Here is a 21,214-nt window from a genome sequence, read left to right as displayed (position 1 = left end):
CGGGGAATTGACGAATCATTGCCCCGTCAGCGTTGCAGGCGTGACTGGTGCACTTTGTGTGCCAGCCCGGCGCAAGGCCGCATCCGGCGTGGCGTTGGCACTGCCGCTGCCGGTCAGGCTGCGACGCACCTCGAGGTTGCGTGAAATCACCAGCACCACCCGGCGGTTGCGCGCGCGCCCTTCGGCAGTGTCGTTGCCGGCCACCGGCTGGTACTCGCCATAGCCCACCGAGGCCATGCGCGCCGGATTGACGCCTTCCATCGCCAGCAGGCGGACGATGCTCGCCGCGCGCGCCGAAGACAGCTCCCAGTTGGTCGGGTACTGCGCCGTGCGGATCGGCAGGTTGTCGGTAAAGCCTTCGACGTGCACCGGGTTGGCGAACGGCTTGAGGATCTTCGCCACCTTTTCGACGATCGAGAACGCAACATCGCTGGGCATGGCGTCACCGCTGCCGAACAGCAGCGAGGAGTTGAGCTCGATCTCGATCCACAGCTCGTTGCCGCGCACGGTCATCTGGTCGGACTTGATCAGGTCGCCGAACGCATCGCGCACATCGTCGGCAATGCTCTTGAGCGGATCGATACTGGCCTGGGCCAGGCCGGCGTCGGTCTGTTCGCTGTCCTTGACCAGCGGCTCGGCGGGTTTGACCGTGAGCGGGCGCTCATCGCCGATGGGGATCGGCTTCATGCTGCGCTCAGGGTCGTTGAACACCCCGATCAGCGCCTGCGAGATCTGCTTGTACTTGCCCTCGTTGATCGAGGAAATCGAGTACATGACCACGAAAAAGGCGAACAGCAAGGTGATGAAGTCGGCGTACGACACCAGCCAGCGCTCGTGGTTTTCATGTTCCTCGGTATGACGACGACGGGCCATGGGTTACTCCATGAAGCCTTGCAGCTTGAGCTCGATCGAACGCGGGTTCTCGCCTTCGGCGATCGACAGCAGGCCCTCGAGCAGCATCTCGCGGTAACGCGACTGGCGCAGGGTGACGGCCTTGAGCTTGTTGGCGATCGGCAGCAGGATCAGGTTGGCACTGGCGACACCATAAATGGTGGCGACGAACGCCACGGCAATGCCGTTACCCAGCTGCGAAGGGTCGGCGAGGTTGCCCATCACGTGGATCAAGCCCATCACCGCACCGATGATACCGATGGTCGGCGCATAGCCGCCCATGCTCTCGAACACCTTGGCCGCCTGGATATCGCGGGCCTCCTGGGTCAGGAAATCCACCTCGAGGACGCTGCGAATGGCTTCCGGTTCGGCACCGTCGACCAGCAGTTGCAAGCCCTTGCGCGCATAGGGGTCGGGCTCGGCATCCGCCACGCCTTCCAGGCCCAGCAGGCCTTCCTTGCGGGCGGTCAGGCTCCAGTTGACGACACGGTCGATACCGCCGGCCAGGTCCACCCGTGGCGGGAAGAAGATCCAGCGCACGATCTGCAGCGCCCGTTTGAACGACGACAGCGGCGACTGCAGCAGCGCCGCCGCCAGGGTGCCGCCCAGCACGATCAGCGCCGCCGGGCCGTTGAGCAGCGCACCGACATGCCCACCCTCGAGGAAGTTACCGCCGACGATGGCGACGAAAGCGAGGATCAGGCCGATCAGGCTCAAGACATCCATCAGACGCACGCCTCGACCAGGTGCTTGCCGATCTCGTCCAGGCTGTACACCGCGTCGGCGAGGTTGGCCTTGACGATCGCCATGGGCATGCCATAGATCACGCAGCTGGCCTCATCCTGCGCCCATACGGTGCTGCCGCCCTGCTTGAGCAGGCGCGCACCTTCGCGGCCATCGGCGCCCATGCCGGTGAGCACCACCGACAGCACCTTGTCGCCATAGGACTTGGCGGCGGAGCCAAAGGTGATGTCGACACACGGCTTGTAGTTAAGGCGCTCGTCGCCCGGCAGGATTTTCACCGTGCCACGGCCGTCGACCATCATCTGCTTGCCGCCAGGCGCCAACAGGGCCAGGCCCGGGCGCAGCACGTCGCCGTCCTCGGCTTCCTTGACGCTGATCTTGCACAGTTTGTCCAGGCGCTCGGCGAAGGCCTTGGTAAAGGCTGCCGGCATGTGCTGGATCAGCACGATCGGCGCCGGGAAGTTGGCTGGCAACTGGGTGAGCACACGCTGCAGCGCCACCGGGCCACCGGTGGAGGTGCCGATGGCCACCAGCTTGTAAGGCTTGCGCTTGGGGGCTGGCGAATGAGCTGGCGCAGGCGCCGCAGCGCGCGCCGGTACCACCGGGCGCGCAGGCGCGGTGCCGGCAAAACTGCTGGCAGGCGTGTGGCTGCTGGTCGGTGCCGGCGCTGCGGCCGGCGCTGGGCTTGCGTAACCGCTGAAACGGCGGTTGCTGCGCGAGATGGTATGGACCTTCTCGCACAGCATCTGCTTGACCTTCTCGGGGTTGCGCGAGATGTCTTCGAAATTCTTCGGGAGGTAATCCACCGCACCGGCATCCAGCGCATCCAGCGTAACGCGGGCGCCTTCATGGGTCAGCGACGAGAACATCAACACCGGCGTCGGGCAGCGCTGCATGATGTGCCGCACCGCAGTGATGCCGTCCATCATGGGCATTTCATAGTCCATGGTGATGACATCGGGCTTGAGCGACAGCGCCTGGTCGATAGCTTCCTTGCCATTGGTCGCGGTGCCCACGACCTGGATCGTCGGGTCGGCCGAGAGAATTTCCGAGACACGGCGGCGGAAGAAACCGGAATCATCCACCACCAGGACCTTGACTGCCATAAACACTCCATTAGGTGGCGCACCCGCCAGGGCGCGCCACCGAAATCAAATACGCCGGGCGGCGTAACGCTTGAGCATGCTCGGAACGTCGAGGATCAACGCGATACGGCCGTCACCGGTGATGGTGGCGCCGGACATGCCCGGGGTACCCTGCAGCATCTTGCCCAGCGGCTTGATCACAACTTCTTCCTGCCCCACCAACTGGTCGACCACGAAGCCGATGCGCTGGGTACCCACCGACAGAATCACCACGTGACCTTCGTGCTGCTCCTCGTGCGCCTGGTCCTGGACCAGCCAGCGCTTGAGGTAGAACAGCGGCAGCGCCTTGTCGCGGACGATCACCACTTCCTGGCCGTCGACCACGTTGGTGCGCGACAGGTCGAGGTGGAAGATCTCGTTGACGTTGACCAGCGGGAAGGCGAACGCCTGGTTGGCCAGCATCACCATCAGGGTCGGCATGATCGCCAGGGTCAGCGGCACCTTGATGACGATCTTCGAGCCCTGGCCCTTGGCCGAGAAGATGTTGATCGAGCCGTTGAGCTGGGAAATCTTGGTCTTCACCACGTCCATGCCGACACCGCGGCCGGACACGTCGGAGATCTCGGTCTTGGTCGAGAAGCCCGGGGCGAAGATCAGGTTGTAGCAGTCCGACTCGCTCAGGCGGTCGGCGGCGTCCTTGTCCATCAGGCCCTTCTCGACGGCCTTGGCCCGCAGCACGCTCGGGTCCATGCCCTTGCCGTCGTCGGAGATCGACAGCAGGATGTGGTCGCCTTCCTGTTCCGCCGACAGCACCACGCGACCGGTACGGGCCTTGCCCGAAGCTTCGCGCTCGTCGGGCATCTCGACACCATGGTCGACGGCGTTGCGCACCAAGTGCACCAGCGGGTCGGCCAGGGCCTCGACGAGGTTCTTGTCGAGATCGGTCTCTTCACCGACCAGTTCCAGGTTGATCTCTTTCTTGAGCTGACGCGCCAGGTCACGGACCAGGCGCGGGAAGCGACCGAAGACCTTCTTGATCGGCTGCATGCGGGTCTTCATGACCGCGGTCTGCAGGTCGGCGGTGACCACGTCGAGGTTGGACACGGCCTTGGACATGGCCTCGTCGCCGCTGTTCAGGCCCAGGCGCACCAGGCGGTTACGCACCAGTACCAGTTCGCCGACCATGTTCATGATCTCGTCCAGGCGCGCAGTGTCGACCCGCACCGTGGTTTCCGCTTCGCTGGCGCCGTGCTTCTCGGCCGCCGGTGCCGGGGCACGGGCAGGAGCCGCAGCGGCTGGCTTGGCGGCCGCAGCCGGGGCCGGCGCGGCAGCTGGCGTTGGAGCAGGAGCAGGCTTGGCCACAGGCTTTGCTTCTGCCTTGGGCGCGGCCGCCACAGCGGCAGCGGGTGCCTCGGCAACTACCGCATCGCCAGAGAACTTGCCCTTGCCATGCAACTGGTCAAGCAGCGCTTCGAATTCATGCTCGCTGATGTCATCGCCCGCAGCAGCAGGCGCGGCACTTGCAGCCGGCGCGGCAGCGCCCGGCAGTGCATCGACGGCGAAGGTGCCCTTGCCGTGCAACTGGTCAAGCAACGACTCGAACTCGTCGTCGGTAATCTCGTCGCTGGCGGCAGCGGGCGCGGCGGTTGCCGGTTCGCTGGCCGCCACTTCGCTCGAAAACTGGCCTTTGCCGTGCAACTGGTCGAGCAGGTTTTCGAACTCGGCGTCGGTGATCTCGTCACCGCCGGTGACCGGCGCCTCGCCTTGCATCTGCTCGTCCAGCTCGGCCTCAGCCTCGGCCTTGACCGCATCGAGCGAGTTGAGCAGTTGCTCGAACTCAGTGTCGGTGATGTCCGGCTCGGCGCTGGCCTCGACCACTGGCTCGGCCTCGACCACAGCGGCCGGTGCCTGGGCGGAACCTGGTTCGGCCAGGCGCGACAGCGCCGCCAGCAGCTCTGGGGTGGCCGGGGTGACATCGGTGCGCTCACGTACCTGGCCGAACATGCTGTTGACCGTGTCGAGCGCTTCGAGCACCACGTCCATCAGTTCCGCGTCGACCCGGCGCTCACCTTTGCGCAGGATGTCGAACACGTTTTCGGCGATGTGGCAGCACTCCACCAGTTCGTTGAGCTGAAGGAAGCCGGCGCCCCCTTTTACAGTGTGGAAACCGCGGAAAATCGCATTGAGCAGGTCCGCGTCATCGGGCCGGCTTTCCAGCTCGACCAGTTGCTCGGACAACAACTCTAGGATTTCGCCGGCCTCTACCAGGAAATCCTGGAGGATTTCTTCATCGGCGCCGAAGCTCATTAAACGTGCTCCTTAAAAACCCAGGCTGGACAGCAGATCATCGACATCGTCCTGACCGGACACGACGTCTTCACGCTTATCGGCATGAATCTGCGGACCTTCACCCCGAGTCGGATGTTTTTCTTCATCTTTTTCAGCGCGCAGCTGCTGGTGGTCATGTTCGATACCGGCGAAGCGGTCGACCTGGCTGGCCATCAGCACGAGCTTGAGCAGATTGCTTTCTACTTCGGTGACCAGCGCGGTAACCCGCTTGATCACCTGGCCGGTCAGGTCCTGATAGTCCTGAGCCAGCAAGATATCGTTGAGATGCCCGGCGACCTTGCGGTTACCTTCGGCACTGTGCGTCAGGAAACTGTCGACACGCTTGACCAGCTCACGGAATTCCGGCGCCGCCACTTCGCGGCGCATGAAGCGCTGCCAGTCGGCGGACAGGTCCTGGGCTTCGCTGGCCAGGCTGTTGAGCACCGGCGTGCTCTCCTCCACCAGGTCCATGGTGCGGTTGGCCGCGCCTTCGGTGAGGCGCACCACGTAGGAAAGGCGCTCGGTGGCATCGGTGATCTGCGAGACCTCCTCGGCCTGCGGCATCGCCGGGTCGATCTGGAAACTGACGATCGCACTGTGCAGTTCACGGGTGAGTTTGCCGACTTCCTGATACAAGCCACGGTCGCGGGTCTGGTTCAGCTGATGAATCAGCTGCACCGCATCGCCGAACCGGCCGCGCTCGAGGCTCTCGACCAGTTCCTGGGCATGTTTTTTCAGGGTTGATTCGAACTCACCCAGCGAGTTGTTGGTTGACTCCATGGCGCCCCCTGAGGTGACTCAGCCGTTGACGCGTTCGAAGATCTTCTCGATCTTTTCTTTGAGCACCTGGGCGGTGAAAGGCTTGACCACATAGCCGTTTACCCCGGCCTGGGCCGCTTCGATGATCTGCTCACGCTTGGCTTCGGCGGTCACCATCAGCACCGGCAGGTGCTTCAGACGCTCGTCGGCGCGGACTTTGCGCAGCAGTTCGATACCGGACATGCCCGGCATGTTCCAGTCGGTCACCAGAAAATCGAAGTGGCCGCTTTCCAGCATCGGCAACGCGGTGTTGCCGTCGTCAGCTTCCGAGGTATTGGTGAACCCCAGATCACGCAACAGGTTCTTGATGATCCGCCGCATCGTCGAAAAGTCGTCAACGATGAGGATTTTCATGTCTTTGTTCAAGTAGACCTCCAAGCAGTCTTAAACGCGCTCGGCGCCGAGCGCGCAGTCAATCAATTCGGTAGAGCAAAAAACGACTGCATCGAACCCGGGCTCAACGTGCCCGCCATTCCCCCAGGCGGCCGCGCAAACGCGCCGCGCACTGGCTATGCAACTGGCTGACACGCGACTCGCTGACCCCCAGCACCTCACCGATTTCCTTGAGGTTCAGCTCTTCGTCGTAGTACAGCGCGAGCACCAGGCGCTCACGCTCCGGCAGGTTGGCGATCGCCTCGGCCAGGGCGCGCTGGAAGCGCTCGTCTTCCAGATCACGCGATGGCTCCAGCTGGCCGCTGGCCCCGTCCTCGTGCAAGCCTTCGTGTTCACCGTCCTGCAACAGGTCGTCAAAACTGAACAGGCGGCTGCCCAAGGTGTCGTTCAGAATCCCGTAGTAATCATCGAGACTCAATTGGAGTTCGGCAGCAACCTCGTGATCTTTAGCGTCGCGACCGGTTCTTGCTTCAACCGAGCGCATTGCGTCACTGACCATGCGCGTATTGCGGTGCACCGAACGTGGTGCCCAGTCGCCCTTGCGCACCTCGTCGAGCATCGCGCCGCGGATGCGGATGCCGGCGTAGGTCTCGAAGCTGGCGCCCTTGCTGGCGTCGTACTTGTTGGCGACTTCCAGCAGGCCGATCATGCCGGCCTGGATCAGGTCCTCGACCTGCACGTTGGCCGGCAGGCGCGCCAGCAGGTGGTAGGCGATGCGCTTGACCAGCGGCGCGTAGCGCTCTACCAGCTCGTACTGGGCGTCCTTCGACGCCTTGCTGTACATCTTGAAGCCGCTCGCACTCATAGCACTGGCCCCGCGCTGGTGGGCTGCACCAGACGCTCGACGAAAAACTCCAGGTGCCCGCGCGGGTTGGCTGGCAGCGGCCAGCTGTCGACCTTCTGCGCGATGGCCTTGAAGGCCAGCGCACACTTGGACCGTGGGAAGGCCTCATAGACCGCCCGCTGCTTCTGCACCGCCTTGCGCACACATTCGTCGTAAGGCACGGCGCCGACGTATTGTAGGGCGACGTCGAGGAAGCGATCCGTGACCTTGGTCAACTTGGCGAACAGGTTGCGCCCTTCCTGCGGGCTCTGCGCCATGTTGGCCAGCACGCGGAAGCGGTTCATGCCGTAGTCGCGGTTGAGCAGCTTGATCAGGGCGTAGGCATCGGTGATCGAGGTGGGCTCGTCACAGACCACCAGCAACACCTCTTGCGCGGCCCGCACGAAGCTGACCACCGACTCACCGATACCGGCGGCGGTGTCGATCACCAGCACATCGAGGTTGTCGCCGATTTCACTGAACGCCTGGATCAGGCCGGCGTGCTGGGCCGGCGCCAGGTGCACCATGCTCTGGGTGCCCGAGGCAGCCGGCACGATGCGTACCCCGCCCGGCCCCTGCAGAAGCACATCACGCAGCTCGCAACGGCCTTCGATGACGTCGGCCAGGGTGCGCTTGGGCGTCAGGCCCAGCAGTACGTCAACATTGGCCAGGCCCAGGTCGGCGTCGAGCAGCATGACCCGGCGGCCGAGCTCGGCCAGCGCCAGGGACAGGTTCACTGAAACGTTGGTCTTGCCGACGCCACCTTTGCCACCAGTGACGGCGATCACCTGTACGGGATGCATGCTACCCATGTCTGTTGGTTACCTTGTCTTGCTTGGACCCAGGCCACATGAGGGGCTTGATGCTCAGCGCCGCGGCCAGGCCGGGCAACCCCATGATGTAGGTACTTTGCACAGTGTTCACCTTTACCCCGCCCGCTTGCCGGGGTTGTGGTAGAGATCAGCGAACATGTCGGCCATGGCCTCTTCGCTGGGCTCGTCCTGCATCTGTACGCTCACCGCGCGGCTCACCAGCTGGTGTTTGCGCGGCAATTGCAGGTCATCCGGAATACGTGGCCCGTCGGTCAGGTAGGCAATCGGCAACTCGTGGCCGATGGCCAGGCTCAGCACTTCACCGAGGCAGGCGGTTTCATCGAGCTTGGTCAGGATGCAACCGGCCAGGCCACAGCGCTTGTAGCTGTGGTAAGCGGCGGTGAGCACCTGTTTCTGGCTGGTGGTGGCCAGTACCAGATAGTTCTTCGAGGCGATGCCGCGCCCGGCCAGCGTCTCCAGCTGCATGCGCAGCGCCGGGTCGCTGGCCTGAAGGCCCGCGGTATCGATCAGCACCACGCGCTTGCGCAGCAGCGGCTCGAGCGCCTGGGCCAGGGACTCACCCGGGTCGACGTAGGTGACCGGCACATTGAGGATGCGCCCCAGGGTTTTCAGCTGTTCCTGGGCGCCGATGCGGAAGCTGTCCATGCTCACCAGGGCGATATTGCTCGCGCCGTACTTGAGCACATAGCGTGCGGCCAGTTTCGCCAAGGTAGTGGTCTTGCCCATGCCGGCCGGGCCGACCATGGCGATCACCCCACCCTCCTCGATCGGCTCGACCTCGGGCACGTCGATCATCCGCGCCAGGTGCGCCAGGACCATGCGCCAGGCGTGGCGCGGCTCTTCGATTTCGGCGGTCTGCTCCAGCAACTCGCGGGCCAGCCCGCCCGACAAGCCCAGGCGCTGCAGGCGGCGCCAGAGGTTGGCCTGCTGTGGCTTGTTGCCTTGCAACTGGCTCCAGGCCAGCGAACCAAGCTGCACTTCGAGCAGCTCGCGCAGGCCGGTGAGCTCCGAGCGCATGGCGTCGAACAGGCGCGGATCGACCGGCGCGGCAGCCGGTGCGGCAGGTGCCGCCGGCGCGTCGACATGCGGTTCGACCAGCGGTTCGGATGCGGTCAGCGACTGGCCGGCGAACAACTGCCGGTTACCCTCGCCGATTTCGCTGCGCCCGCTGATTTCAGCCTGGGCGGTGACGATGCGCGACTGGGTCTTGCGCAACTCGTCCTCGAGCTCGGCATTCGGCACGCGTGGGGCCAGGGCGGACAGCTTGTAGTCCAGCGCGGCCGTCAACTCGACACCGCCAGCGATGCGCCGGTTGCCGATGATGGCGGCATCGGAGCCAAGCTCATCACGAACCAGCTTCATGGCCTGACGCATATCGGCGGCGAAAAAACGCTTAACTTGCATAACCCACTACCTCAGCCGTTGGGGCCCACGGTGGCAACAATGGTGACTTGCTTGTTGTCAGGTATTTCCTGATACGCCAAAACATGCAAATTCGGTACAGCCAGGCGACCGAAGCGCGACAGCATGGCGCGGATCGGGCCGGCAACCAGGAGGATGGCCGGCTGGCCCTGCATTTCCTGACGCTGGGCCGCCTCGATCAACGAGCGCTGAAGCTTTTCGGCCATGCTCGGCTCAAGAAGAACACCGTCTTCCTGACCTTGCCCGGCCCTTTGCAAACTATTGAGCAAGATCTGTTCCAACCTTGGCTCCAGGGTGATCACAGGCAGCTCGGACTCAACGCCGACAATGCTTTGAACGATAGCGCGGGACAAACCAACCCGCACCACTGCCACCAGCGCGGCGGTATCTTGACTCTTCACCGCGTTGTTCGCGATGGCTTCGGCAATGCTGCGGATGTCGCGCACCGGCACCTGCTCGGAGAGCAACGCCTGCAGAACCTTGAGCAAGCCCGACAAGGAAATGACACCCGGCACCAGCTCCTCGGCCAATTTCGGCGACGCCTTGGCCAGCACCTGCAGCAATTGCTGGACCTCTTCATGGCCGATCAGCTCGTGGCAGTGCTTCTGCAGGATCTGGTTGAGGTGGGTGGCGACCACGGTACTGGCATCCACCACCGTGTAGCCCAGCGACTGCGCCTGGGCGCGCTGGCCCACATCGATCCACACCGCCTCCAGGCCGAACGCCGGGTCGCGCGAGGCGATACCGTTGAGCGTGCCGAACACCTGGCCGGGGTTGATCGCCAGTTCACGGTCCGGATAGATCTCGGCCTCCGCCAGGATCACCCCCATCAGCGTCAGGCGATAGGCGCTGGGCTGCAGGTCGAGGTTGTCGCGAATGTGCACGGTGGGCATGAGGAACCCCAGGTCCTGGGACAGCTTCTTGCGCACGCCCTTGATCCGCGCCAGCAATTGGCCACCCTGGTTGCGATCGACCAGCGGAATCAGGCGGTAACCCACCTCTAGGCCGATCATGTCGATAGGGGTGACGTCATCCCAGCCCAGCTCCTTGGTGTCCATGGCACGCTGCGGCGATGGCAGCAGGTCCTGCTGGCGCTGCATCTCTTCCAGAGCCTGGGCCTTGGCCTTCTGCTGCTTCTTCCACACCAGGTAAGCGGCGCCAGCGGCCACCCCGCCCAGGCTGAGGAAGGCCATGTGCGGCATTCCTGGCACCAGACCCATGACGATCATCAGCGCGCCGGAAACCGCCAGGGCCTTGGGCGAGTCGAACATCTGCCGATTGATCAGCTTGCCCATGTCCTCGGAGCCCGAAGCACGGGTCACCATGATCGCAGCTGCGGTGGACAGCAGCAGTGATGGCAATTGCGCCACCAAACCGTCACCGATTGTCAGCAGCGCGTAGACCTTGCCGGCATCACTGAAGGTCATGCCGTGCTGCAGCATGCCGATCAGCATGCCACCAATGAGGTTGATGAACAGGATCAGCAGGCCGGCGATGGCATCGCCACGGACGAACTTGCTGGCACCGTCCATCGAACCGTAGAACTCGGCCTCCTGGGCCACTTCGCTACGGCGCGCCTTGGCCTGGGCCTGATCGATCAGGCCGGCATTGAGGTCGGCGTCGATGGCCATCTGCTTGCCTGGCATGGCGTCGAGGGTGAAACGCGCGCTCACCTCGGAGATGCGCCCGGCACCCTTGGTCACCACCACGAAGTTGATGATCATGAGGATGGCGAACACCACCGCACCGACGACGTAGTTGCCGCCGATCACCACTTCACCGAAGGCCTGGATCACCTTGCCCGCGGCGCCATGCCCTTCCTGGCCATGCAGCATGACCACCCGGGTGGACGCGACGTTCAGCGCCAGGCGCAGCAGCGTGGCCACCAGCAGGATGGTCGGGAAGGCGGCGAAGTCGAGCGGGCGCAGGGCATAGACGCACACCAGCAGGACCACGATCGACAGGGCGATGTTGAAGGTGAAGAACACGTCGAGCAGGAACGGCGGTATCGGCAACATCATCATTGCCAACATCACCAGCAGTAACAGCGGCACGCCGAGGTTGCCCCGACCGAGACCGGCCAGGTTGTTGCGTGCGTTGCTGATTAACTGAGTGCGATCCACCGCGAGTCCTCTTGAAGCAAAACTTTGACGCCTGGGTGGCGCCTGGCGCTGGCTTTGCAAGAAGCTTTCCAACTTTGCGGGAAGGGTGAAGATGTGTTCGCCTTGAGAGGTGTTGTGCCTGTGAAATCGAGCGCCGCCCGCGCGGCGCTCGATTTGTGCCCCAGCCCAAAACCCAAGGCGAACACCTGCCAGCCCCGACGCAAACCCTGCCCCACCCTTACCCCCATCTTTTCAAGATTTTTACCCCCACCCATTAGTCCCCCAACCCCCGGATAGATTAAAGTATCCCCCCGCCCGGCAACCGCGCCCCAGCGCACCCCAGGCCCACCCCCAGGAACCGTCGACGATGGAACACCGTGAGGCGCTGAACGCGCTGCGCACCTTTCTCTCTTCCCAGATCCTCGGCCAGGAGAAACTGGTCGAGCGCCTGCTGATCGTGCTGCTGGCCGACGGCCACATGCTGGTGGAAGGGGCTCCGGGCCTGGCCAAGACCAAGGCCATCAAAGAGCTCGCCGAGGGCATCGAAGCCGAGTTCCATCGCATCCAGTTCACCCCCGACCTGCTCCCCGCCGACATCACCGGCACCGAAATCTACCGCCCGGAAACCGGCAGCTTCGTGTTCCAGCAGGGGCCGATCTTCCACAACCTGGTGCTGGCCGACGAAATCAACCGCGCCCCGGCCAAGGTCCAATCGGCATTGCTCGAAGCCATGGCCGAGCGCCAGGTCAGCGTCGGACGCAGCACCTACGAGCTGTCGCCGCTGTTCCTGGTGATGGCCACGCAGAACCCGATCGAGCAGGAAGGCACCTACCCGCTGCCCGAAGCCCAGCTCGACCGTTTCCTGATGCACGTGAAGATCGGCTTCCCCGACGCCGCGGTCGAGCGGCGCATCCTTCAGCAGGCCCGCGGCGAAGCACTGGGCGGCGAAGTAAAACCCGAGCGGCGTGTCAGCCAGCAGGCCATCTTCGCCGCACGCAAGGAAATCCTCGGCCTGTACATGGCCGACGCCGTGGAGGAATACCTGGTGCAACTGGTCATGGCCACGCGCACCCCGGCCAAGTTCGACAGCGAGCTGGCCGACTGGATCGCCTATGGCGCCAGCCCGCGTGGCTCGATCGCCCTGGACCGCTGCGCACGCGCCCACGCCTGGCTGGCCGGGCGCGACTTCGTCAGCCCCGAGGACATCCAGGCAGTGCTGTTCGACGTGCTGCGCCACCGCATCATCCTGTCGTTCGAGGCCGAGGCCGCGGGGGTCGACCAGGACCGCGTGGTGCAGCGCATCCTCGACGTCGTCGCCGTCGCCTGAACCCATGCCCACCCGTTCGCTGGCCGACTCCGGCATCCGCATCGGCCTCGCCGAGCTGATCGACATGCGCCACCGCGTGCGCGAGATCCAGCTGTTCTCGCGGCCCGGGCAACGCAGCCCGCTGGTGGGCCTGCACCACTCCAAGCTGCGCGGGCGCGGAGTGGACTTCGACCAGGTGCGGGTCTACCAGGCCGGCGACGATGTGCGCAATATCGACTGGCGCGTCACCGCGCGCACCCAGGAGCCGCACACCAAGCTGTTCCATGAAGAGCGCGAGCGACCGATCTTCATCATGGTCGAACAGAGCCAGCGCCTGTTCTTCGGCTCGGGGCTGATGTTCAAGTCGGTGCTGGCGGCCCAGGCCGCGGCCCTGTTCGGCTGGGCCGCACTGGGCCATAACGACCGTATCGGCGGGCTGGTGTTCGGTGACAACGAACATCTGGAGATCAAGCCACGACGCAGCAAACAAAGCCTGCTGCAGTTGCTCAACCGCCTGGCGAAGGTCAACCAGGCCCTGCACACCGAGGCCCTGCCCCAGGCCGACAGCCTGGGCCTGGCCCTGCGCCGGGCGCGCGAGGTGCTGCGCCCGGGCAGCCTGGCCATCGTCATCTGCGACGAACGCGCCCTCAGCGCCAGCGTCGAACAACACCTGGCGATGCTCTCGCGCCATTGCGACGTACTGCTGTTGCCGGTCAGCGATCCGCTGGACCACGCCCTGCCTGCCGCCGGCCTGTTGCGCTTCGCCCAGCGCAGTGCGCAACTGGAACTCGACACCCTCGACGCCAGCCTGCGCCAGGCTTACCGCCAGCAGGCCGAAGCACGCATCGAGCGCTGGGAGTTGCTGGCGCAAAAACTGCGGGTGGTGCTGATGCCACTGAGCACCCAGAGCGAAATGATCGAGCAACTGCGCGAATACCTGAATGCCCAGCGCTCCGGGAGCCGCCAATGAACCCGCTGGATCAACTGCAGCCACTGATCGCCCCGGCGCCGATCGGCCTGTGGCCACCGGCGCCGGGCTGGTGGCTGCTGCTGGCCCTGCTGCCGTTGCTGGCCTGGGGCGCCTGGCGCCTGCGCCGCTGGCGCCCGGGCAAGCGCAAGGTGGTGCGCGCCGAACTGCCGCTGGACCCGGTGCGCGTCGAAGCGCTGGCGGAACTGGCGCGCCTGCCGCGCCCCTACGACGGCGTGCCGGCCGGTGCCTGGCTGCAGCAGATCAACGCCCTGCTCAAGCGCCTGTGCCGCAACCACTACCCCGGCGCCAACAGCCATACCCTCAATGGCCGGCAATGGCTGGCCTTCCTCGACAACCGCTGCCCGGCCGCCGGCCTGACGCGCTGGATGGTGCTGGTCGAAGGCGCCTACAAGCCCGAGTGCAAGCTCGACGACAAAGCCATCGCCGGGCTCGCCCAGGCGGTCGAAACCTGGATCCGCAAGCATGTTTGAACTGGCCTGGCCGTGGCTCCTGGCGCTGTTCCCGCTGCCCTGGCTGGCGCGCCTGGTGCTGCCCGCCGCCGACAGTGGCGAGCCGGTGCTCAAGGTCGGCTTCCTCGACGAGCTCGAAGGCCTGGCCGGGCGCCGCGCACGCCTGAACCTGCCGACCTGGCGCCAGCAGGCGCCGTTCATCCTGATCTGGTTGGTGTTGCTGCTGGCCGCCGCCCGCCCGCAATGGCTGGGCGACCCGGTGCCGGTGTCGGCCAGTGGCCGCGACCTGCTGGTGGCAGTGGATGTGTCCGGTTCCATGGACTTCCCCGACATGCAATGGCAGGGCGATGAGATCAGCCGGCTGGACCTGGTCAAGGCATTGATGGGCGACTTCCTCCAGGACCGCCAGGGCGACCGGGTCGGGCTGATCCTGTTCGGCAGCCAGGCCTACCTGCAGGCCCCGCTGACCTTCGACCGGCGTACCGTGCGCACCTTCCTCGACGAAGCGCAGATCGGCATCGCCGGCAAGAATACCGCCGTCGGCGACGCCATCGGCCTGGCGGTCAAGCGCCTGCGCCAGCGCCCGGCACAAAGCCGGGTGCTGGTGCTGATCACCGACGGTGCCAACAATGGCGGGCAGATCCACCCGCTGACCGCTGCCCGCCTGGCAGCCCAGGAAGGCGTGCGCATCTATACCATCGGCATCGGCGCCAACCCCGAGGCCAGCGGCACCCCCGGCCTGCTCGGGCTGAACCCGAGCCTGGACCTGGACGAAGCCTCGCTCAAGGAGATTGCCGACATCACCCACGGCAGCTACTTCCGCGCCCATGACGGCGCCGAGCTCAACGCCATCGGCGACACCCTCGACCAGCTGGAACCGGTGGCCCAGCAACCCACCCAGGCCCGCACCGCCAGTGAGCTGTACGCCTGGCCGCTGGCCCTGGCCCTGCTGCTCAGCGTACTGCTGGTGGTGGCCGTGCAGTGGCCGGACAACCTGCTGCAACGCATGCTGCGCAAACCGCGCTTCCTGCAGCCGCACCCCGAATGGCGCCAGCGCCTCAAGCGCCTGCGCCTGAGGAGGCGGCGATGATCGAACTCTGGCCGCAATGGCTGCGCCCACTCTGGCTGCTGGTAGTGCCCCTGCTCGGCTGGCTGCTGTTCAAGCTCTGGCACCGGCGCAAGCGCGCCGGGCGCTGGCAACTGATCCTGCCCCAGCAGTTCCACGCCGTGCTGCTCGGCGGCGGCAGCGGCAGCACCAGCAAACTGCCCTGGGTCGCCCTGGGCCTGGCCTGGCTATTGGTGGTGCTGGCCCTGCTCGGGCCAAGCTGGCAGCGCCTTGAAGAAACCCGCCAGCGGCCCGCCGATCCGCTGGTGATCATGCTCGAACTCACCCCGCAGATGCTCGCCGAAGACACCGCGCCCAACCGCCTGGAGCAGGCCCGGCGCAAGATCCTCGACCTGCTCGAGCACCGCCGTGACAGCCAGACCGCGCTGGTGGTCTACGCCGGCTCCGCACACACCCTGGTGCCGCTGTCCGACGACCTGGGCACCACGCGCAACCTGCTCGAATCGATCGACCCGTCGATCATGCCGCAGCCCGGCCAGCGCGCCGACCTGGCCGTGCAGAAAGGCCTCTCGCTGCTGGCCCAGAGCGGCCTTGGCCAGGGCCGCCTGCTGCTGATCGGCTCGGCCCTGAGCGAACAGGAGCGCGACGGCATCACCAAGGCCCTGGGCCGCCAGGGCCCAAGCCTGCTGATGCTGGGCATCGGTAGCAGCGAAGGCGCGCCCGTGCGTCAGGCCAACGGCGAGTACCTCAAGGACGACCAGGGCGGCATCCTGCTGCCGCGCTTGGACAGCGCCGCGCTCAAGAGCTTCATCAATGGCACCGGCGGGCGTTACCGCCACGCCCGTATCGATGACCTCGACCTGCGCGGCCTGGGCCTGTTCGACAACCCGCGCCTGCTGCGCAACGACGGCCAGACCGTGCAACTGGACAGCTGGGCCGACCAGGGTTATTGGCTGTTGCTGCCCCTGCTGCTGCTGGCCGCCTGCGCCGGGCGACGCGGTTGGCTGTTCTGCCTGCCGCTGCTGCTGGCCCTGCCGCAACCGAGCCAGGCCTTCGAGCTCAACGACCTGTGGCTAAGGCCAGACCAGCAGGGCCAGCAGTTGCTCCAGCGCCAGCAACCGGCGGCGGCCGCGCGCCACTTCCAGGACCCGCAATGGCGCGGCATGGCCCTGTACCAGGCCGGCGACTTCGCGGGTGCCGCCGCCGCCTTTGCCCAAGGCAGCGACGCCGCCGCCCACTACAATCGAGGCAATGCCCTGGCCCGCGCCGGCGAGCTGGAAGCGGCGCTGGACGCCTACGAACAGGCGCTGGAGCGCCAGCCCGACCTGAAGCCGGCGCTGGATAACCAGGCACTGGTCCAGCAACTGCTGCAACAGCGCGAGGCCAAGGCCGAGGAACCGCCGGCCAATGCCGATGCCCAGGACACACCCGGCACCGACAACGAAGGCAACAGCAGCTCATCCAGCCCCCAGGGAACCCCTGGCGCCGATGAGCAGGCCCAGCCGGAGCAGTCCGCCGAAAATGCCAACGGCAACACCAGCCAGGCACCGCCCGGCACTGCCGGGGGCGACGACGACAGTGTCACCCAGCCGCCACAGCGGCCGGTCTCCACCAGCCTCGACGCCGAACAGCGCCAGGCCCTGGAACAATGGCTGCGCGAAATCCCCGACAACCCGGCGGAGCTGTTGCGGCGCAAATTCTGGTATGAACAGCAATTGCATCAGGAAACCTCACGATGAGTCGCCTCGGCGTCTTGATTTTCACCCTGCTGTGGGCCCTGGCGGCCCAGGCCGAGCTCACCCTCAAGGCCAGCGTCGACCGCACGCGCCTGGAAGCCGGCGAAACCCTCGAGCTCACCCTCGAGAGCCAGGACGTCACCCAGTTCGGCAAGCCCGACCTGCATGCCCTCGACGCCGACTTCGAGGTGCGCGGCACGCGCCAGCTCAACAGCCTGCACAGCCTTGACGGCGAAACCCGCGCCAGCACCCGCTGGATCATTACCCTGCTGCCGCGGCGCAGCGGCAGCCTGCGCATCCCCGAACTGCAACTGGGGCAGTCCCACAGCCAGGCCATCGACCTGCAGGTGCAGCAGGCCGACAGCCAGCGCCCGGACGTAGCCTCCCAGGTGTTCGTCGAAACCACCCTGGACAGCAACGAGGTGTATGTGCAGGCCCAGGCCGTGCTCACCCTGCGCATCTATCATTCGGTGGCGCTGTACGACGACAGCAGCCTCAGCCCGCTGCAGCTGGACAACGCCAAGGTCGACCCATTGGGTGAGTCGCGCACCTATGAAAAAGACATCAACGGCGTGCGCCATGGGGTAATCGAAACCCGCTACGCGGTCTACCCGCAGCAAAGTGGCGAGCTCCAGATCCCACCACTGCAGTTCACCGCCACCGCCGCCGACAACGGCACCCAGGCGGCCGGCGGCTCCCGGGTCGGCCGCCAGGTGCAGGTCAGCTCGCTGCCGTTGCGCCTGACCGTCAAGCCGATCCCCGCCAACTACCCGAAAGACCGCCCCTGGCTGCCGGCCCGCAACCTGACCCTGGAAGAGCACTGGTACCCCGACCCGGCCAGCCAGCCCACCCAGATCGGCGACTCGCTGACGCGCAATGTCACCCTGCGCGCCGACGGGCTATCGAGCACCCAACTGCCGCCACTGCCGGCCACCGAGGCCGTCGGCCTGCGCCGCTACCCGGACCAGCCGCTGCTGCGCAACGAGATCAGCGAACGCGGCATGGTCGCCAACCGCGAAGAGCGCGAGGCGCTGGTGCCCACCCACAGTGGCGAACTGGCCCTGCCGGCGCTGGAGGTTACCTGGTGGAACACCCTCGAAGACCACCTGCAGCAGACCAGCCTGCCGGCGCGCACCCTCAGCGTGCAGGACAACCCGGCGCTCAGCGCCGACACCCCGGTCGGCGACAGCAGCAGCGCCAGCCGCCTGCTGTGGCCCTGGCAGCTGGCCACGCTGATCCTGGCCCTGACCACCCTGCTCGGTTTCACCCTGTGGTGGCGCGCCCGCTCGCAACCGGCGGTACTGCGCGCCGCGCAGACCGGCCCGAGCCCGCGCACACTGCTCGACGACCTCAAGCGCGCCTGCCAGGCCAACGACCCCCAGGCCACGCGTCAGGCGCTCGACGCCTGGGCGCGCCAGCAGCCGGAAACCCTGGCCGAGATGGCGGCGCGGTTCGTGCCGTTGTCGGATGCGCTGGATGGTTTGAACGGGGCGTTGTACAGCGAGAGCGGCCAGTATTGGCACGGGGATGAGCTGTGGCGGGCAATCGGGACCATCCCGCCCGCCGAGCAGGTGCAGGCACCGTCGGCAGAGAGCGGCAACCTGCCACCGCTGTATCCGAAGTAGGCCGCGTGACCTGCCCCGGCCTCGTCATCGGCTGCCGACGACGCGACCGGGACGCGAGCGACCCGACGGTATTACTTCTCGAACGGGTTCCAACCTTGCTGGCCTTTCACCTCTTTGAGGTAGTAGGCATAGTTGGTCACTGTGGCCCACAGCGCCGCCAGGCCGCAGTTCACGCCCGTGTCCACGGCCCGGGGCAAATCTGTCCCGGTAAGCCCTTCATAGAAACCCAGCACCAGGCCCACGGCCAGGGAGATCCCCAGCAGCGCCAGGTTCTTCTTCCACAGGCCGAGGACGAACAGGTAGATCGGGCCGAAGAAGAACGCAATGAAGTTCATGTTGATCAGCAGGCGCTTGCCCATCGGCAAGGCCTTGAACGCCGCCTTGAACGCCGGGCTCAGCGGGCTACCGTGCTGGGCGAAGAAGGCGAAACGCTCCTGCCACTTCGGCTTGTAGCGGGTCAGGTCGGCTTGGATCTGGGGAATACTTTCCATAATCGTTCCTTAAGGACTTTCAGTAGGGCTATCAGCCGAGTACCGCGTGGCGGCCGCGTCCGTGTCGCCATTCACGTGGAAGATGAAGCGCTTTTCCGTCGCCCACGCGCGAGCCTCGGACGACAAGGTCCGGGACGGCAATGGCGAAAAGGCTCAATGGAGGGGGTTGTGAGGGCTTCATAAAACATCCTTGTTTCAAAATATTAAAACACTCGGGTAAGAACCGGACAAGCCAGGCATGGGGAGACCGATCCAAAGCCGCGAGTTGGGTTACCATACCCGCCCTTTCGAGAGCCCATTCAGGCCGCCCGACTCGACAACCTACAGGTCACCCATGCGTCTGTTTCACACCTCCGACTGGCACCTTGGCCAGAGCCTGCATGGCCAGGAACGCGACTTATTACATGCCTGCTTCCTCGACTGGCTACTCGGCCAAGAGATCCCCCGACGCAGGTCCTCGTGCTACCCCAAGCTCAAACCACAGACTACTGCAAGGCATCAAAGCCTTACCTGAATTATCACTTACTCAAGGTACAACCCTCACAAATGACACCAAGAGAAAAAGCATTCCCAGCCCTATGAATAAACAATAGCTACTCACTTTCATGCAGCATTTCAAATACTCAGGGAAATCTTGCCAGTCATTAGCGTCCAACCACCCACGGCGGAACCCGTGTGATGGCCAAACCGCAGCAAGGCTCATAGCACTAACGATCAACATCCGAGACCGCAACCTCGTCGCTCCCCAAAGAACAAGCTCATCCTGCAGGCCACTGCTGCGCCCAAAGCCGCGACACATGACGTAAAAGTGGCGTGAGCCCGCAATATATGCATTAACGATGAGCCCGACAATCAACAAAAGAAATGGAGTCACCAGCAACAGCAGCTTTACAACAACAGAGCCCCCACTGACATCAATCATATTCAGCATTATAAATAACCCCCATCGAGCTGCTAGCGTTCGGCGTTTTCTGCGCACAAGGAAAGCCCGCATGACCAGCAACCGCTTCAAGGTCATTGCCGCAGGTGATCGCTATGGTCTATCGCATCGTGATCTACCGCAAGGGCCAAGTCCTCGACGGTGACCGCATCACCACAACCTCCATTAATAGCCGAGATGATTGACCCCGCAACTATTATGTCCGTTTCAGCTCAACAAATAGTTCAAGGACGGCCGCCCAAGCCAAAGAAACATAGACACAGACAATAGCAGCTCTTATACGCCTCTTGAGGTAGGCAGGAAAGTTTTGATAGTCCTCCGAATCCAGATCACCCCGCCTAATCGATAACCCTGGCCAGATTAGCACTCCCGCAATAGCACCCACCGTCATGAATCGAAGCTTTAATGTAACCCCCCCTCCTCGCCTCAACTCATCATGCAAACATTTACTTCTCTGAAGCGCTTCACACATCAAATCAAAGTGCCTCGAGGAAGCGATATGCGCACTGATTCCTATGCCTGTGAGCCCAGTTAAAAAGGGTGTAATCAATAATGCTATTTTCACACCTGCCGGCCAATCACTCAGATCAATCATAGAATGTCTCGTAAATTGTCTCTCCAACATACTCAGCGGCTTGCCCCAAGGACGAACTGCCTGCAAAAGAACCTGCCCCAACTGTTGCTATTCCGCAGACTGCTCGCCCCCACGGGCCGAAGTAGCAAACGTACTTGATTGCCGACTGCCCGGCCAAAGCGCCAGCTGCTCCTCCGGCCAACCCTCCAGCAAAGCTACCTGTCTCAGTGAACCGAATCCGTTTGCACTCTTCGGTCTCCCCCGCCCGGCACGCCTCGTAGATCTTCATGTACGACGAAGTCGCCCCCACCCCCACCGCCACATGCCCGCCGTACTTCAGGTACTTGGTCATCTTCGCCACTTCATCCAAGTGCGTCGCATACCCAGGAATCGCCCCCGGCGCGCCGGCCTTCGACCAGTGATGCACCAGGCTCTTGGTCGAGATCCCCAGCCCCCGGCGCAGGTCCTCGTGCTGCCCCAGGTTCAGGTACTTGCCGAGAAACGCGCTGCGTAGCTGTGCGTTCAGCTGGCCATACAGCGCCTTGCGCTCGGCGAAGAACTGCGGGCTGTTCAGGTGCCGATGCGCAATGAACTCG

At 64.6% G+C, this 21,214-nt stretch carries 17 protein-coding genes and 2 pseudogenes; 7 read left to right on the top strand and 12 right to left on the bottom strand.

The annotated features are described in order from the left end of the window. Window positions 1–15 precede the first annotated feature (15 nt). The 10 genes from motD to flhA all read right to left on the bottom strand — a co-directional run bounded on the left by motD (window position 16) and on the right by flhA (window position 11,461). Window positions 16–873, bottom strand: a complete 858-nt coding sequence (gene motD / locus RTH46_RS25230) for a flagellar motor protein MotD (protein ID WP_316906886.1) — start codon at window positions 871–873, stop codon at window positions 16–18. Window positions 874–876: 3 nt separating this feature from the next. Then, window positions 877–1,617, bottom strand: a complete 741-nt coding sequence (locus tag RTH46_RS25225) for a flagellar motor protein (RefSeq protein ID WP_153788577.1) — start codon at window positions 1,615–1,617, stop codon at window positions 877–879. Then, window positions 1,617–2,741 carry a chemotaxis response regulator protein-glutamate methylesterase gene (locus RTH46_RS25220; protein ID WP_316906885.1) on the bottom strand — a complete coding sequence of 375 codons (1,125 nt, stop codon included), beginning with the start codon at window positions 2,739–2,741 and terminating at the stop codon, window positions 1,617–1,619. The genes RTH46_RS25225 and RTH46_RS25220 overlap by 1 nt, the downstream gene beginning before the upstream one ends. A gap of 45 nt (window positions 2,742–2,786) precedes the next feature. Continuing rightward, window positions 2,787–5,027, bottom strand: coding sequence for a chemotaxis protein CheA (locus RTH46_RS25215; protein WP_316906884.1), 2,241 nt, complete (start codon window positions 5,025–5,027; stop codon window positions 2,787–2,789). Between the two features lie 12 nt (window positions 5,028–5,039). Next, window positions 5,040–5,828 (bottom strand): protein phosphatase CheZ, encoded by a 789-nt coding sequence (locus RTH46_RS25210; RefSeq protein ID WP_110995269.1) that lies wholly within the window; start codon window positions 5,826–5,828, stop codon window positions 5,040–5,042. Between the two features lie 18 nt (window positions 5,829–5,846). Continuing rightward, on the bottom strand, window positions 5,847–6,221 hold the full coding sequence (locus RTH46_RS25205; protein WP_178125875.1) for a chemotaxis response regulator CheY: 375 nt from the start codon (window positions 6,219–6,221) through the stop codon (window positions 5,847–5,849). 103 nt (window positions 6,222–6,324) lie between these two features. After that, window positions 6,325–7,065: an RNA polymerase sigma factor FliA gene (gene fliA / locus RTH46_RS25200; RefSeq protein WP_110995267.1), complete on the bottom strand. Its 741-nt coding sequence runs from the start codon at window positions 7,063–7,065 to the stop codon at window positions 6,325–6,327. Then, window positions 7,062–7,895 (bottom strand): flagellar synthesis regulator FleN, encoded by an 834-nt coding sequence (fleN, locus tag RTH46_RS25195; RefSeq protein ID WP_008093270.1) that lies wholly within the window; start codon window positions 7,893–7,895, stop codon window positions 7,062–7,064. Before fleN ends, fliA begins: the two co-directional genes overlap by 4 nt. Before the next feature lie 114 nt (window positions 7,896–8,009). Then, a complete protein-coding gene (gene flhF, locus RTH46_RS25190; protein ID WP_316906883.1) occupies window positions 8,010–9,320 on the bottom strand; it encodes a flagellar biosynthesis protein FlhF in 1,311 nt (436 codons plus the stop codon). Between the two features lie 11 nt (window positions 9,321–9,331). Next, a complete protein-coding gene (gene flhA, locus RTH46_RS25185) occupies window positions 9,332–11,461 on the bottom strand; it encodes a flagellar biosynthesis protein FlhA (protein WP_316906882.1) in 2,130 nt (709 codons plus the stop codon). 346 nt (window positions 11,462–11,807) lie between these two features. Here flhA and RTH46_RS25180 point away from each other — a divergent pair, with 346 nt between their 5' ends. Genes RTH46_RS25180 through RTH46_RS25155 form a run of 6 tightly spaced genes read left to right on the top strand, consistent with a single transcriptional unit; the run spans window position 11,808 to window position 18,613 of the window. Continuing rightward, complete coding sequence (locus RTH46_RS25180) at window positions 11,808–12,767, top strand: AAA family ATPase (RefSeq protein ID WP_110995264.1); 960 nt, start codon at window positions 11,808–11,810, stop codon at window positions 12,765–12,767. A 4-nt stretch (window positions 12,768–12,771) separates the two neighbouring features. Further along, entirely contained in the window at window positions 12,772–13,716 is a 945-nt protein-coding gene (locus RTH46_RS25175; RefSeq protein ID WP_153788572.1) for a DUF58 domain-containing protein, read from the top strand. Then, on the top strand, window positions 13,713–14,207 hold the full coding sequence (locus tag RTH46_RS25170) for a DUF4381 domain-containing protein (protein ID WP_125463290.1): 495 nt from the start codon (window positions 13,713–13,715) through the stop codon (window positions 14,205–14,207). Before RTH46_RS25175 ends, RTH46_RS25170 begins: the two co-directional genes overlap by 4 nt. Further along, entirely contained in the window at window positions 14,200–15,276 is a 1,077-nt protein-coding gene (locus RTH46_RS25165; protein WP_316906881.1) for a VWA domain-containing protein, read from the top strand. The genes RTH46_RS25170 and RTH46_RS25165 overlap by 8 nt, the downstream gene beginning before the upstream one ends. Continuing rightward, window positions 15,273–16,991, top strand: coding sequence for a VWA domain-containing protein (locus RTH46_RS25160; protein ID WP_153788570.1), 1,719 nt, complete (start codon window positions 15,273–15,275; stop codon window positions 16,989–16,991). Before RTH46_RS25165 ends, RTH46_RS25160 begins: the two co-directional genes overlap by 4 nt. After that, entirely contained in the window at window positions 16,988–18,613 is a 1,626-nt protein-coding gene (locus RTH46_RS25155; RefSeq protein ID WP_153788569.1) for a BatD family protein, read from the top strand. The genes RTH46_RS25160 and RTH46_RS25155 overlap by 4 nt, the downstream gene beginning before the upstream one ends. Window positions 18,614–18,684: 71 nt before the next feature. Here RTH46_RS25155 and RTH46_RS25150 read toward each other — a convergent pair whose 3' ends face one another. Beyond that, window positions 18,685–19,104: a DUF2628 domain-containing protein gene (locus RTH46_RS25150; protein WP_153788568.1), complete on the bottom strand. Its 420-nt coding sequence runs from the start codon at window positions 19,102–19,104 to the stop codon at window positions 18,685–18,687. A 334-nt stretch (window positions 19,105–19,438) separates the two neighbouring features. Here RTH46_RS25150 and RTH46_RS25145 point away from each other — a divergent pair. Continuing rightward, window positions 19,439–19,540 (top strand): annotated as a pseudogene (locus RTH46_RS25145) (hypothetical protein); the annotation flags it as partial. A gap of 1,091 nt (window positions 19,541–20,631) precedes the next feature. On the opposite strand, the pseudogene RTH46_RS25140 reads toward RTH46_RS25145, so the two are convergent. Beyond that, window positions 20,632–21,214, bottom strand: a pseudogene (locus tag RTH46_RS25140) (PAAR domain-containing protein); the annotation flags it as partial.

This window comes from Pseudomonas sp. zfem004, assembly GCF_032621715.1.
Classification (GTDB): Bacteria; Pseudomonadota; Gammaproteobacteria; order Pseudomonadales; family Pseudomonadaceae; genus Aquipseudomonas; species Aquipseudomonas sichuanensis.
This window is presented reverse-complemented; position numbering and strand designations above follow the sequence as displayed.